The organism is Acetobacterium tundrae (genome assembly GCF_008086615.1).
Lineage (GTDB): Bacteria > Bacillota > Clostridia > Eubacteriales > Eubacteriaceae > Acetobacterium > Acetobacterium tundrae.
Map to the genome: position 1 here is coordinate 252596 of NZ_RXYB01000002.1, position 14526 is coordinate 267121.

At 35.4% G+C, this 14526-nt stretch carries 17 protein-coding genes; 13 read left to right on the forward strand and 4 right to left on the reverse strand.

Annotated features, from left to right (window positions below; translation table 11 throughout):
- The first annotated feature begins 96 nt into the window (after positions 1-96).
- Positions 97-324: a hypothetical protein gene (locus tag FZC40_RS02650; protein ID WP_148602389.1), complete on the forward strand. Its 228-nt coding sequence runs from the start codon at positions 97-99 to the stop codon at positions 322-324.
- A 216-nt stretch (positions 325-540) separates the two neighbouring features.
- On the opposite strand, the gene FZC40_RS02655 is transcribed toward FZC40_RS02650, so the two are convergent.
- On the reverse strand, positions 541-2298 hold the full coding sequence (locus tag FZC40_RS02655) for a GGDEF domain-containing protein (protein ID WP_148602390.1): 1758 nt from the start codon (positions 2296-2298) through the stop codon (positions 541-543).
- Positions 2299-2430: 132 nt separating this feature from the next.
- On the opposite strand from FZC40_RS02655, the gene FZC40_RS02660 reads away from it, so the two are divergent.
- Entirely contained in the window at positions 2431-2682 is a 252-nt protein-coding gene (locus FZC40_RS02660; RefSeq protein WP_148602391.1) for a hypothetical protein, read from the forward strand.
- A gap of 80 nt (positions 2683-2762) precedes the next feature.
- Here FZC40_RS02660 and FZC40_RS02665 read toward each other — a convergent pair whose 3' ends face one another.
- On the reverse strand, positions 2763-3251 hold the full coding sequence (locus FZC40_RS02665; protein WP_148602392.1) for a hypothetical protein: 489 nt from the start codon (positions 3249-3251) through the stop codon (positions 2763-2765).
- A 331-nt stretch (positions 3252-3582) separates the two neighbouring features.
- Between FZC40_RS02665 and FZC40_RS02670 the strand changes: the two genes are divergently transcribed.
- From FZC40_RS02670 to FZC40_RS02690, 5 genes are all read left to right on the forward strand, one after another.
- Positions 3583-3780, forward strand: a complete 198-nt coding sequence (locus tag FZC40_RS02670; protein WP_148568044.1) for a cold-shock protein — start codon at positions 3583-3585, stop codon at positions 3778-3780.
- Positions 3781-4078: 298 nt separating this feature from the next.
- Entirely contained in the window at positions 4079-4627 is a 549-nt protein-coding gene (locus FZC40_RS02675) for a TetR/AcrR family transcriptional regulator C-terminal domain-containing protein (RefSeq protein WP_148602393.1), read from the forward strand.
- Between the two features lie 137 nt (positions 4628-4764).
- Positions 4765-5865: a zinc-dependent alcohol dehydrogenase gene (locus FZC40_RS02680; protein WP_148602394.1), complete on the forward strand. Its 1101-nt coding sequence runs from the start codon at positions 4765-4767 to the stop codon at positions 5863-5865.
- 611 nt (positions 5866-6476) lie between these two features.
- On the forward strand, positions 6477-7010 hold the full coding sequence (locus FZC40_RS02685) for a hypothetical protein (RefSeq protein WP_148602395.1): 534 nt from the start codon (positions 6477-6479) through the stop codon (positions 7008-7010).
- A 276-nt stretch (positions 7011-7286) separates the two neighbouring features.
- Positions 7287-7760, forward strand: a complete 474-nt coding sequence (locus FZC40_RS02690; protein ID WP_148602396.1) for a GNAT family N-acetyltransferase — start codon at positions 7287-7289, stop codon at positions 7758-7760.
- 213 nt (positions 7761-7973) lie between these two features.
- Here FZC40_RS02690 and FZC40_RS02695 read toward each other — a convergent pair whose 3' ends face one another.
- Complete coding sequence (locus FZC40_RS02695) at positions 7974-8183, reverse strand: DUF1858 domain-containing protein (protein ID WP_148602397.1); 210 nt, start codon at positions 8181-8183, stop codon at positions 7974-7976.
- Positions 8184-8465: 282 nt separating this feature from the next.
- On the opposite strand from FZC40_RS02695, the gene FZC40_RS02700 reads away from it, so the two are divergent.
- The 6 genes from FZC40_RS02700 to FZC40_RS02725 all read left to right on the forward strand — a co-directional run bounded on the left by FZC40_RS02700 (position 8466) and on the right by FZC40_RS02725 (position 13137).
- Positions 8466-9008 (forward strand): hypothetical protein, encoded by a 543-nt coding sequence (locus tag FZC40_RS02700; RefSeq protein WP_148602398.1) that lies wholly within the window; start codon positions 8466-8468, stop codon positions 9006-9008.
- Positions 9009-9143: 135 nt separating this feature from the next.
- Positions 9144-9746 (forward strand): hypothetical protein, encoded by a 603-nt coding sequence (locus FZC40_RS02705; protein ID WP_148602399.1) that lies wholly within the window; start codon positions 9144-9146, stop codon positions 9744-9746.
- 98 nt (positions 9747-9844) lie between these two features.
- The gene (gene budA / locus FZC40_RS02710) at positions 9845-10636 is read left to right on the forward strand and encodes an acetolactate decarboxylase (protein ID WP_148602400.1); all 792 of its coding nucleotides are present in this window, start codon (positions 9845-9847) and stop codon (positions 10634-10636) included.
- 230 nt (positions 10637-10866) lie between these two features.
- On the forward strand, positions 10867-11424 hold the full coding sequence (locus tag FZC40_RS02715) for an RNA polymerase sigma factor (RefSeq protein WP_148602401.1): 558 nt from the start codon (positions 10867-10869) through the stop codon (positions 11422-11424).
- 3 nt (positions 11425-11427) lie between these two features.
- Positions 11428-11814: a hypothetical protein gene (locus FZC40_RS02720; RefSeq protein ID WP_148602402.1), complete on the forward strand. Its 387-nt coding sequence runs from the start codon at positions 11428-11430 to the stop codon at positions 11812-11814.
- Between the two features lie 36 nt (positions 11815-11850).
- A complete protein-coding gene (locus FZC40_RS02725) occupies positions 11851-13137 on the forward strand; it encodes a bactofilin family protein (RefSeq protein ID WP_148602403.1) in 1287 nt (428 codons plus the stop codon).
- Between the two features lie 145 nt (positions 13138-13282).
- Here FZC40_RS02725 and FZC40_RS02730 read toward each other — a convergent pair whose 3' ends face one another.
- On the reverse strand, positions 13283-14401 hold the full coding sequence (locus FZC40_RS02730) for a hypothetical protein (protein ID WP_148602404.1): 1119 nt from the start codon (positions 14399-14401) through the stop codon (positions 13283-13285).
- Positions 14402-14526: the final 125 nt, after the last annotated feature.

The window sequence follows — 14526 nt, forward strand, 5'->3', positions numbered from 1 at the left end:
AGAACGTTTAGATGGTTTACTGCGAGAATATGGACCGGTGTGATGTGCTTGTCGCCGTCGCATCGGTCGTTTTAACTAAAATAAGGAGAATGCAACATGGAAAAAACAATCGATATTTCAATAAAATATGCCAAAGAAATAGCAGCAATTAAAGCCTCTTTAAATGAGTTGGAAAGCGGGCGAATTTACGGATTTAACGGCAACTGTACTCCGGCTGACGGTTCCCTGGAAACGAATGTCGATAAACTGACGGAACAATTAAAAGACCTGCTTCATAAGCTCGAGTACGGGAAAGATTCAGGATCGCAAAACAGTGAGAACTAAACACTCCTGAAGTCACAGAGCCAAAGGGGTGACTTCAAGCATTTTACAAATTATATACTTTAATATACGAACATAATACAAACGATTACATTTTATCCATTTACTTCTGAAAAGCAGATGACATCAGAGATTGAGAGCTAGGCCGGTCTTGCAAATAAAATTGTGGAATCGGTCTTAGCTCTTTTTTGGATGTAATCATATCAGTAAGCGGAGGCATTATGCCAATAGAAAGTTGCTGCCTTGCTTTTTTTTGCATTTTTTTTTGATTTTAGCTGCGGTTTCCGCTAAATCGAAAATTGTTTTATTCTGATCACTGGCAACTCCGGCAATGGATACGGAAAGCAAAGGAAAGTTTTCTTCGACGTCATTACGGTTTTTTGATGTAATATATCCTTTTAAGGCATCTTCCTTATTGTAAAAACGAACGACATTTTCATTGAAGGCAGCGATGATCGTTGTGCATAATTGTTCCGTTTTCTTTTTGGAAACAATGGCAATAAAATCGTCTCCGCCAATATGTCCGATAAAATCGTCATCGGGTATCTTGCTCTTCAATATTTGAGCAAAATCTTTTAAGACCTTATCGCCATTTTCAAACCCGTACAGATCATTATACGCTTTGAAATTGTCAAGATCAAAATACAGGATGGTCTTTTTGTCCTTAGTATTGATAGATCTTTCCAGGGCTTGTTCAATCATTAAATTTCCGGGCAATTCAGATAAAGGATTCAGATGTTTGGCATACACAAATTCAATTTCAATCAATTTTTCCATTAAGTCTTTTACAGTCACAATCCCATAAAATTTATCTTTTCGGGAAATAACGACAAAGTCATAAATTTTATCAAATTCGCGTTGCATAGCGTCTTTGCCGACGACATCAATGGTCGTTTGATAGTCAGCCCGCATAAAGTTTTTATCCATAATGTTTTTTACCGGTTTATTGGAATAAAGAATATAACCATATTGACCACTGATCTTTTTGTAAAGAGCATTTCTTGTTATGACGCCGATGGGTATCTCTTTATGGACAACACAAAATCCGGAGATCGTTTCATCTTTTTTAAATAGTTCATCAACTTGAGAAACGAGAATATTTGGGCCGATGGTTTTTACCAGTTTGCAAATCGAATCAATTTTAACATCAAATACGCTGTTGTCCAGCAGTTTCCTTTTATTTGCATTTTCTTCCTTTATTATTTCAATCACATCCTTAGAGATTGGCTTTATCACAGCATTTGGTCTTTGTAGAAAAAAACCTTGACCATACTGGATGCCAAGTTCAATTAATATTTGAAGTTCTTCTCTGGTTTCGATTCCTTCTGCAATCAAAGCGGTTTCTGTAAATGATGCGAATTCGTTAAGGCATTTGATGAGTGATTGTTTGGTAACATCGCTATCGATATCCCTGATGAGTTTCATATCCAATTTAATAAAATTGGGATGGATATCTGAGATTAAATTAAGTCCGGAATAACCGGCTCCGGCATCATCAATGGCAATTCGATAGTCCTGTTCTTTATAGTTGTCAACCGTTTTGATAAAGTCTGAAATATTATTGATGGCCTCATTTTCAGTTATTTCGAAGATGATCCGTTTGGGATCAATTGAAAATTCGTTGAGATATTCTTTTGTAAACCCTTTTCTGAATTTGATGTCCTCCATGATGTTCGGATTGACATTTAAAAAAATCTTGAATTCCATTCCCATTTCGAAGGAAGCTTCAAAGGCTTTTAATCGGCATAAAAACTCCAATTCCCATAATTTATTGTATTGCTGAGCGCATTTAAAAAGGATATCCGGGGTGTGCAGTGCTGAATATTTAGGTCCGCGGCTGAGCGCCTCATATCCGTATACAGCCCCATCTCGAAGGGAGACAATCGGTTGGAATACTGTTTGGATATTTTTCTGTTCCAGAATTTTTAAAAATTCATCTCGGTGGTTGTCGTCCTGATTTTCGCAATAACTATTCAAGTAAATTCCTCCATCTTTTGATGTCTCTAAATTATAACCATAAGCCGCATATTTTAATGTTATAATGCTGTTAAATTTAAGTTAATTTTGTATTCTATTGTTCAAATATTAGATGGAATGGATAAATGAGCAGTGTTGCTATCTGATTTAGAATGGAATGAAAAGGACGATGTTTTGGAACTGGCTAAAAAAGTCAGCGGAATGTCAGTCAGCCCACGGATTTACGTTGCTTGGGGAGACCAGGATTTTATGCGAGAGCCCAACAGTCGGTATGCTGATGAAATGAAAAAACTGAATCTGGATTTTATCTGGGAGGAGTGGCCGGGAAGCCACAGCTTCTATTTCTTTGACGAAGCGCTGAGAAAAGCCCTGGCTCGTTTTTAAGGGGACAAATAAAAACAGACCAGCCTGGTCAATAATGACGGGTGGTCTGTTTCTATTTGGGGGTGGGATATTAGAACAAGCTATGCTGTAACATCGAGAGCCGAACCAAGGGTGCTTGTGTCGCTGGTTGTCGCATCACTGGAGTAAAGTTTTGCATATACTTTACTGTAAGCTCCGCTTTGAACATAGCTTAATTCTGAAAACAAACTGGACATTGAAGAATCGTCGGTTTTGTTCAGGCTGTTAAATGATGACAGTAGACTTGAACTCAAGGAACTGCCCAAGTCAGACACTGTCGGTAAAGTTGAAGAGTCTGTGCTGCTGGAAGTGGCAATATTGCCGCTCGAATTATAAGTTAAGCCGATACCGTAATCACTCTGAACAGATTTATAAATATCCTGAAGTGCAGCTGAGGTCGTATCACCTGAGAATGCATCAGCAGCATAAGTTTCAGAAACAGCAGAACTGACACTGCCGGATTGATAAAGCGCTGATGTATTGCTGGCAGAACTCAAATTGTTTAAGAGCGAACTGTTATTATAGTTACTCATAACGCTACTTACATCCATGATCGACACCTCCATAATTAATTACAATAATTATACTCCTTATTAGAGGGAAATACATTAAAAATAAAAAAAATAATATCATTTCATAAAAAGCTCTTAATAATGAGGGCTCTTTAAATTTATTTTGAAATTTTGATTATTATTTCACGAAAAATTTGCTAAAATCAGAAACTTATGATACAATAAGTAAAACTTAAATTGATAGTAAATAAATTTAACATTGATATTTTTTAATTGGTACTTATATTTAAACGTATTATCCTAATTTAGAAATGTAGTTGTTATTCGTATTACAAGGATTTAGGGGAATAAAATTAGGAGGTACACACATATGCGTGGTACAGTGAAATGGTTTAATGCGGTAAAAGGTTTTGGTTTTATAACAGGAGAAGATGGTACTGATGTATTTGCACATTTTTCACAAATTCAATCAGAAGGATACAAGTCTTTAGATGAAGGACAAGAAGTTACTTTTGATGTAACACAAGGACCAAAAGGTCCACAAGCTGAAAACATTCAAGTTGTTTAATTCCAGATATTTTAAACTTATGCTTAATTGCATAAGTTTTTTTTATTTTTTGATAAAGGTTCTTTAGCAATGTGGAACTCAAGTAAATATTTTTAATGCCGTCTTTTTTTATTTAAGGCTGTTATTACAATCTTTATCTGTCTCAATATGCAAAATAATCCTAATCCATTTTGAAAATCAATTGAGTGCTTTTTCAATAAAAAATGTTATATAAGCAGGTAAAATATTTCATTGACAAGTGTTTGGCAAATCGATAAGATGATGTTAAATCTCAAATAATTAACAAAGAGGGATGTCAATGGATGCAAACGATCGCACGAAAGAACGTTTGGCTAAATCGGTTAAAACCTTGATGATCAACAAATCTTTGGATAAGATAACAGTTAAGGAAATTGCTGATCAATGTGAATTAACAAGACAAACATTCTATCGTTATTTTCAGGATAAATATGATTTAGTCAATTGGTGTTTTGATAAATTGGCCCAGCAATCGTTCAAACTGAGGGGTGTTAGTTTAACTTTAGAGGAAGGACTTATTCAGAAATTCACCTTTGTCAAGGAGGAAAAAGATTTTTTTTCGGCGGCATTTAAATCCCGAGACTGCAATTCGCTTTTCGATTATGATTTGAAACTGATAACAGAATTTTATACGAATCGAATTATGGAAAAAACCGGGAAGCCATTAGATTCACATAGTAAATTCTTGCTGGAAATGTACTGTTTGGGTTCGATGGATATGACCTTTAAATGGATCGGTGAAGGGATGAAGATGGAGCCAAAAGAAATAGCTGATTTGCTTATTGATGCAATTCCGGAAAGACTTAAAAACGTTTTGTTGCTGATGTAAAGATGTTACATATATTGAATAGTGTAACATATGTGACACTTTATAATTCTTGTCAATTGATTCATGAAGATAATTTGTTAAAATGTTAATAAGTGAATGTAATAGTTTACAATTTTAGAATTATCGGAGGTATAAAAATGGCAAAAACACGTTTGGCGATGTTGATGGAGCCCCGTAAGGTTGAAATCAAAGAGTTTGATTTACCTGTGGTTGGTGATGATGAAGTTCTTGTAAAGGTTGAAGGCTGTGGCATTTGTGGAACTGATGTCCATGAATTTAAAGGTGATCCTTTCGGTATTTGCCCCATTACACTTGGTCATGAGGGGACCGGCGAGGTAATCGCACTTGGGAAAAATATTACTCATGATACAAAGGGCGATCCCATCAAAATCGGTGATAAAGTTGTAACATCGGTATTACTTTGCGGCGAATGTGATTATTGCCGTCGTTATCCTGAAAAACCAAATCTGTGTGCAGGTCTAGGCGTATATGGATTGATACCAGAGGATGATATTCACCTTAACGGTTGGTTTGCAGAACATATTTTGATACGAAAAAATTCATCTATATTTGTTGTTAATGAGTTTAATGTTGACCAAAGAATGCTTCTTGAACCGGCCGCCGTTTGCGTTCACGCCTTAGAAAGAGCTAAAACAACAAATATAATGAATTTTAGTTCATTTGTGTTGGTTCAGGGTTGTGGCCCAATTGGTCTGATGATGATTGCAGTTTTAAAAGCTGCTGGAACCGTCAATATCATAGCTGTTGATGGAAACGATAGAAGATTGGATCTTGCAAAAAAAATGGGAGCAACCGAAACAATCGATTTTAGAAAGTTGAAAACAATTGAAGACCGTGTTGCAAAAGTAAATGAAATTACAAATGGATTTGCAGCTGACTTTGTTTTCCAATGTACAGGCTCGCCGGCAGCAGCTGCTGACGCATTCAAGTATGTGCGACGCGGCGGCGGAATGTGCGAAATGGGCTTCTTTGTAAATATTGGTGAAGCGACAATTAATCCTCATTTTGATTTTTGTAATAAAGAAATCACTTTAGTTGGTTCTTGGGTTTATGGGGCAAATGAATATATCACCACAATGGGTTTCTTCAAGAAAGCTGCAGAAATGAATATTCCGGTGGAATTGCTGGTAACGGATAAATTTGATCTTGATCATGTCACTGAAGCGATGGAAACAAACATAGCAATGACAGGAGTAAAGATTGCCATCATGCCCTAACATATGAGTGTGCTTCAAACCGGGTTAAGCGTTCTGTAAATACAATTATTTTTTATATTGAAAGTAAGGTCTGTTCAAAATTGGACAGACCTTTTTAGGTGCGCAATTAGCTCGAAAACCAAAGAGAAACTTGAAAGTGCTTTTTACCGTTTTTAATCCTTGCGTCGTTAATTTTAATTCAGCAGGAAGGTTCATATAATAGCAATTATTTTATTAAAATTAGACTGGAGTTGCAATTATGGAAAAATTTAAATTAAGGGATATAAGGGTAAGAAATGTTTGTTGACAGAAATATTTTAGATGATACAATTTAATTGTAAACAGATATATAAAATAGAAGAGATATCAATTTAAAAGTATGTGTGTTGACAGACAATATGACGATTCTAGTTAAATAGATATTTATAAACAGCGGAAACATTATGAAAAAATATTGTGGCATGAATGACATATTTACAATGAAGAATTTGGAGTGAAAAATGAAAGCATATTAATACAGTATATTTGTAACATTAGCTTTAACTGTATTTTCAGTTATAGCCATCTTTGCGTTTGACGATGTCTTTTTCTATATTCCCAACGACCAAATAAAAAATTTTATTATTCATAATATGGATAATTTTGATAGCCTATTTTTTGGAATTTTCACAGGTTCATTGGTTAGTCTAATTGTGGCAGCTGTGAGTTATTCCATTGAAAAAAGAAGACTTAGCGCTGCAATTTGGAACAGTTCACGGAAATTGATTAATGATTTTAAATTGCTTTTAGTGGATAATATCGATTTTGATCAGCTTACCAAAGAGTCTCTTTTGGATACAATCAAACGAAGTGAATTTAATCATAAAGTAAGGGATTGGAAAAATTATCACAGGTCTCCTTATTCTCTGAATATTATGGACTTGGACTTTATTCTCAGCCATTCAAAAATGGCACAATTGATGATGAATCTCCAGAAAAATATTGCCCATCTAAGCTTGGTAGTTGACGGTTTTATGAATGCTTTTCTGAATGATAAACTAGAAAATGCATATGGAGATGTTGATATTGAAAAATTATTTGCGGTCATTACATCTGAATATGAACAGAAGCTTGTTAAAACTACAGAACGGTATTTAGATGATATTGTCAGGCATTTAAAAAAATAAAAGATTGTGGAATTTGATTCGTTTTTTAGGGCTAATAAAATCGCAGCACAAATGAATAAAATTGTTTATTGATTGTAAATAATGGTAGCAGATATTAAAATTGAGATAATATAAAACAGAAGGAGAATTGATAATGTTGATTTATGCGGTTGCCTTTATAAGTTTAGCAGGTGTGCTCTATACAAGAGGTGTTAGTTTCTGACTGTAGTAATCTTATCGAAATGGTGAAAGAACGCAAGAAAATTTAAGTTAGTGATTAAATTATTGGGAGGGAATATGTTAAATTTTAGAGTTGCGGTTGAAAAAGATGTTGCGTTGATTTTACATTTCATTAATGAATTGGCAAAATATGAAAAAATGGAAAATGAAGTTATTGCTACGGAGATATTATTAAAACACTGGTTGTTTGAGGAAAAAAAAGCTGAAGTTATTTTTGCAATGGATGATAATAAAGAAGTAGGTTTTGCGCTTTTCTTTTATAACTTCTCGACGTTTCTTGGAAGAGCTGGAATTTATCTCGAAGATTTGTATATTTCTCCAGAATACCGTGGAAACGGGTTCGGCAAGGCACTGATTAAAAAACTCGCTCACATTGCGGTTGAACAGGGATGTGGAAGACTTGAATGGTGGTGTCTTGATTGGAATAAACCAAGTATTGATTTCTATTTGTCCTTGGGAGCCGAACCCATGAAAGACTGGACTGTATACAGAGTCGCAGGAGCGGAATTGACAGCACTGGCAGATCTTTAGAGATCTAATAGACAGTCATTAATTGGGGGATATTTTAGTTTCTGGTTTGTAGGCAACGTCACCACCATCAGGCTGAGATGAAAAAAGGAACCTTATAAGGTTCCCAGGATCATTGGCAAACTCATTATTAAGGACAATTAATAATCCTTAATAATTGAGCTTTTTTATGTTGCCAACAATATTGCTAATCGTCAAATATTATTTATTTGATGATTATGCTTTCGCAGAGGCAAGGAATTCATTAAGTTGCTTAACGAGAGATTCAACACTGATGCCATGAACTGCACACGCTTCTTCCAGGGATTCTGCCTGCGAAGAGGGACATCCAAGACAGTGCATTCCAGACTCCAATAAAATAGGAGCAAGACCGTCATTCACCTTTAATAATTCACCAATTAACATACTTTTGTCTACATTTTGCATAAAAATCCTCCTGCAATTCTCTTATGGAATAAGATTAATTTGTTTTTGTTTTAAAAGTAGTATAACATAACAGGCAATAAAAATCTGTGCCTATTACAACAGATTTAAAAAAAAGTGCAATTGTTATTAAAAAATGGAAGTATAAAAGAAAACAAATTAATAATCGGATGGATCGGTTGATTTAAAAGCGCATAGTTCAAAAGATGTGTTGCAATTTTGAGGATGGACAAATATAATAGTAAAAAGTAGATTGTTTCATTTATGGAAAATAAGGAGAATGATATGAAAAAAATTAAATTTGGCCGATTTATCCCAGCTGTAATATTTTCCTTGAGTTTGGTAATTATGTGTTCAGGTTGTGGGAATAGCCGAACAGTTAAGAATGCTTACAATTTTTACAATAAAGTTCAACTTGGACAGTCAAAAGATGATGTCGATAAATCTTTAAAGGTTACTCCGAAAGAAAAGAATAGTGGTTTCATTTATTTAGATAAGGATACAGGTTATGGTGTTACTGTTTATTATGATTCCGATAATTTAGTTAAAACAAAAGCAATGTATAATGCTGATAATACAAAAATTTTCAAACTGAGTGATGCAACAGTAACAGAAGATCAAGTGGCAAGTATTTCTGAAGGAATGACTTATGATGAGGTAAAGACAATTCTTGGTTCGGAAGGGAAAGAGACCATTACAACAGTAAACCCAGAAGATGCGAATAATCCAATTTCTATGATGATTTGGTTCAATGATGATGGAACTGGAATTTATATAACTTTTAATGGTTATGAAGGAACGGTTAGAGATGTTAAATACTGGAAGTGATTGTTTTTCTTAAAAAAAGGCTTGTGAAGGCCTTTTTTTAGTGCAAACGTTTCTATGAAAAATTATGGGGTATTTAAAAAGCGAAAGGCTATAGATATTGGCAGGACTTAATTGTGGGAAAGGGGGGTGAGTATAATGTCTGAAACTACTTTGATCCTGCATTTAATTGGGATCCTATTATTTCTGGTTTGGATAATTATACTTATACGCTATGATCAGAATAATACAGGTGATGATACAATCAAAAGGGGTTCTGTTGTAAAATCAAATGATGTAAATGATAATGCGATCTTTAATTTTTATAGTCAGGTTAAAATGAATCAATTTAAAGCCGAAGTTGACGATATTTTGGGCGCTGTTCCGGAAGTTGATGAGGACGGTTTATACACTTATGTTGATACAAACACCGGTTACGGGGTTTGTATCGCTTATAATGATAGAGAACGGGTCACACTTAAAGGCATTTCAACGCCTGAGTGTGAGAGTGAATTGATTGCACTAGGTAATATGAGTGTAACGCCAATTCAAGTGGCAAGTATAAAAGAAGGAATGAGTTATGAAGAAGTAAAAAGAATACTTGGGGGAGCAGGAATAGAAGTAATTTGTGTTGAAAATCAACTGGATAGGGATAAGCTGCTTTATGGAATGGCATGGATTAATAAAGATGGAACGGCTATAACGGTGCAGCTGGATGGATATAAAGGAACTGCATATACGGCTAAATTTCGGGAGAAATAATGCTGCTGTAATTATTTCCATCAAAATGAAATTGTTATATTATTCTTATTCATATATAATGGAGATAAATTACTAATAGAAAGATTAAGAGGAGACTTGTGAAAAATATAATAAAAATAGTCCTGCTCCCGGTTTTATGTGTTGGTTTATTGGCTGGATGCGCTAATTCTGATAGCGAAGCCTTAACCCTTAAAAAAAATGATACCCTTTATCAAGTGTCCACCATAAATTCTCTTTTGGCGGGAAATTATGATGGATTCATAAGTTTTGGCGAGCTGAAGAATTATGGTGACGTTGGTATCGGGACCTTTAATGCATTGGATGGAGAAATGGTGATGATTGATAATACAGCCTATAAGGTTAAATCCACCGGTGAAGTAGTGAAAGTGCCAGATACGGAAACCACGCCTTTTGCCGTTGTGACGCATTTTGATAAGGATGCCACAGTAGAACTTGCCAATATCACCAATCTTGATGCTTTAAAAGCGGAATTGGACAAGCTCATTGAGAATAAGAATTTATTTTATGTTTTTAGAATTGACGGGACGTTTAAGACCATTCAGGCTCGTTCCGTACCTCGTCAGGAAAAGCCTTATCCGGTTATGACCGAGGCGGTCAAGGAACAAACGGTTTTCAATTTTACTAGTGTTACCGGAAGCATTGTTGGGATCTGGTGTCCTGATTACATTGGGGGAGTCAATGTACCAGGTTATCATTTTCATTTTATTTCCGAAGATCGAACACAGGGAGGACATTTGCTGGATGTAAGTTTTGATAAGGCTCAGGCATTCGCTGACAGCACCGACGGTTTTGTAATGGCGGTATCGCCGACTGAACCAGAAGGAGTTGTTAAGGATTTAGGTAGTGAACTTAATGCGGTAGAGCAATAAATAATCAGATCTCGAAGTGTCAGTTTGAGATCAATTGTCAGCATTGAGAATTATGGATACCACGCTTATTAAATATGAATGAAAATTTCAGATGAACTGTCTGCTATTATTGGCTTTTTCCTGTATGCAGCATCAGTAGTTTTTCAAAAAATATATTTATTAATTCGGGAAGAAAAATCGATTTGGTTCCGTTATATAAGTGTGCAGAAAAAAACGGAGGTGTAATTTGATTGAAAAAACATAAAGAAGGGGAATCGGATGATGAGTTGATCGAAAAGTATATTGCCAGCGGTCATTCTCAATATTTTGAACCATTAGTTGAACGCTATGAAAAATATGCTTATATTTATGCTTATTCCCTTCTGAATGATCAATTTGATGCACAGGATGTGGTAGCTGAAAGTTTTATAAAAGCGTTCACAAAAATCAATCAGTACCGGTTGGGGAGTAACTTTAAAAACTGGTTTTTAAAAATTGTCCATAATGGGTGCTTTGATCTTTTACGAAAGAAAAAAACAATGATCTCTCTTGATGATCTGGAAAACAGCGAATCTTTATATAATGACGCGGCTCTAAGTTACGACAATATTGATTCCCTGGATTTTGGAGAGATGAAAAAGCATTTGGAATGTTTGCCTCATGAGCTCAGGGGAGTCGTGATTCTACGGTTTTATTATGATTGGGATTATAAGACCATTTGCGAATTTTTGAAAATTCCTATGGGCACATTGTCATCACGATTAAATCGTGCCTGCAGCAAGCTCAAAAAAATTATGAAGGAGGAATGAGACATGGAAAATTTAGATAAGATAATAGAATGTCTGGGATTTAACGATGAAGCTGTTAAAAATTTTGTTTCGTCCATACCATTTGAAAGCCAGAAGTCAAACATTATGAGGCGGATTATTAAAGTAAATGAACCGGTCACTTCCATCGATTGGTTTTATCCTTTGATTTTTGTATTAGCGATGGCTTTTTCGGTTCTCGTTATCAGATGTGCGATTTTTCCAGCCAGTCAGAACACCTTTCTAGTTTCGATTTTTACCAGCATAGTTATTGATTATTCAAATCAATTATGGGAATGTTTTAGGGCTCTTTCATTCATCTTTTCAGTACTCATATGCACAGGAATTTATTTCTTGATTGCGCATTTAAAAAATGAACAGAGATTTTGGTAAACACATGATTGTAATAAAAATGAAGGAGATAGGGTAATGTATAAAAAAATAAGTTTGTCAGTTTTAATGATGATGATGATTCTTCTCACCACTGTTTCGACGGCTTTTGGCGCTTCGGAAAAATATCAGGGCTATTATGATAACTCAGGAAATATCAGTATTACAGATGCGACGGTATCGGACAAGGATTTGTTTTTTGCAGGTTCCAATATCGCGGTCAAATCGGTATTTAATGCCACTACTTTTTTTGTTGGCAATTCCGTTATCCTGGACGGAGAATACAACGGGGATGTTTTTGCAGCGGGTAACACCGTTACCATTAACGGAAAAATAAATGGGAATCTTTACACCGCCGGAAATCAGGTGACTATCAATGGTTTAGTCGATGGTGATGTGTTTTCAGCTGGAAATAATGTGACCATCAGCAATACCGCAACGATCAATCGGGATCTTTATATTGCTTCTTCCAGCGCTTATATGGATGGAAACGTTGGTCGAAACCTTCGTTTCAATGCTGGAAATGCAAACATTAACGGTACCGTGAATGGCTATGTGGAATCAGATGTAGAACAGTTAATTATCAGCAACAATGCTAAAGTTACTGGAGCAATTGATAATCGCAGTGCTAATGAAGCCATTGTATCCGCTAATGCATTAGTACCAACAATTAATTGGGAACAAGTGAAAGAGCAGAAAGTGGAAAAAGATCAAGGAACAAGTATCGGTTCCATCATTTTATCCATTATTACCAAGCTGGCCTTTATACTGGTTATCTGGTTATTGATTACCTTCCTGACCAAAGACTTCCGCGAAAATACAGGAATTATGGCTAAAAAGCACATTTTGGCATCGCTGGGAATAGGAGCGGCGATGCTGTTTATTTCACCCTTACTGATAGGATTGTCCTTTATCATTTATGTGCCTTTCGGCATTGCCATGACCTTGCTGATTATTGCAACATGCATCCTCAGTATGCCGATAGCAGTTGTCGTATTCTCAAAACTTTTGGGCAGGTTCTTTAATGATAAAATGAAACCGTTGTTAAGCTCTTTCGTTTCAGTTTTAATTATTGCTGCGGCCGTGATTATTTTAGAATTCATCCCTTTCTTAGGTGGTTTCGTGGGATTCTTCCTGATGCTTTTCGGACTGGGATTTATGGGATACAATATCCTATTCACCAACAAAAAATTAAAAGAGGAACGAGATTTAATGACAGAACTTGTATTTACTGAAAAAATTAATAATGACGTTACCGAAGAGGTATTAGCGATTGAAGAAAAAGATGAAAATCATTCAGTTGAAGATTCAGCGGAAAACAAATAAAGGATCCGCTATAAGCGCTGAAAAGTAAAATGAATAAGGCCAATTGTTTTATCTGGTTATGGGCAAACGCAAACAGAATTTTCCTGTTTGCGTTTGCCATATTCAACGATAAAACAATTGGCCTTTAAATTTGGCATTATCGATGTTATCTTTCGACAAAATCAATGATAATCCGGGTAATGTCATCCCGCAGTTTATTGGGCTGATCATCAGTCAGATCATCTGTGCCGGAGTAAATAAGCACAAAGGATTTGGCATTGGGTCCAACTCCAATTTTTATTTTCGGTTCGTCTTCGAAGTGTTCCGGTATATTATCGTTTCTCAGAGCGATATACATTTTTTCTTTATCGGCAAAGAGTTTTACCAAAGTTCTGCCATCAGCTGATTTGACACTGTAAGAACCATTGAAGATAATGATCTTTCCGGTTGTCAGTTTGTCCGATAAAGAGAGTATAAATTCTTCCAGATTTAGCTTTAAAATTGGATTCCATTGATCCATAACAATTGTTTTGACAGATGGATCATTGTCGTTGGTCCCGATTTCAGCGGGTAAATGAAGAAAGTTCCGTTTGGCAATGGGATAATAACCGTGTGTTCTTTCAATAATATTGTTATCATCCAGCATAGCATAAGAAATAAGACCAAATGATTTTCTTTCGGTGTGCCAGCTTGTGACCCCAATTGCAGGAAGAAATTTCTTGTTCTTAAAAGGGATAACATCTATCGGATCATTGGTTAAGGCAACGAATAGGAAATCGGGATTGTATCCGAAATTTTCGATACACAATTTAATCATACTCGGCTTTTTCAAGGTTCTTGGGACATCATGATAGACTTTTGAAGCGGTATTGGCTGATTCAATAACACTGTCTTCTTTCATGCTGTTGTAGGCTTTTGCAAAGCGATACATCAAGGCAAGTTTAATATTCAGTTTATTGGACACACCCTTATAGGAATTAGGCAGTAAACTGACATTTAGTTTTTCTGAAGCATCATTATAAGCGCAAATTCTTGCTTCAACAAAAATAACATGGCGTTGAAGGAACTTTTCTTCAGCGATGATAATTAGATTTGGACTGCCAAACTGGGAAAGTGATGGCTCAACGATAAAATCAATTTTGACGGTATCAGAAATCCAGGTCGGTTCATAATTATCAGAAAATTTGATCGTTTTTAAAAATTTTTTTTGTTTTGCGATATCGGTTCCCATATCAAGAATAATGCTAGTTACAAGACCGCGTTCACCGTAAAAAGTCAATGGCATAGAAAAAACCTCCATTATTAGTAAGTTAAGTATAACATGGTAGGATAATAATAAAAAGGACTTTGATTAAAAAATAACAAACGAATACCACGGTTGAACAAAGAGCACAAAAATCCTTTCGGATT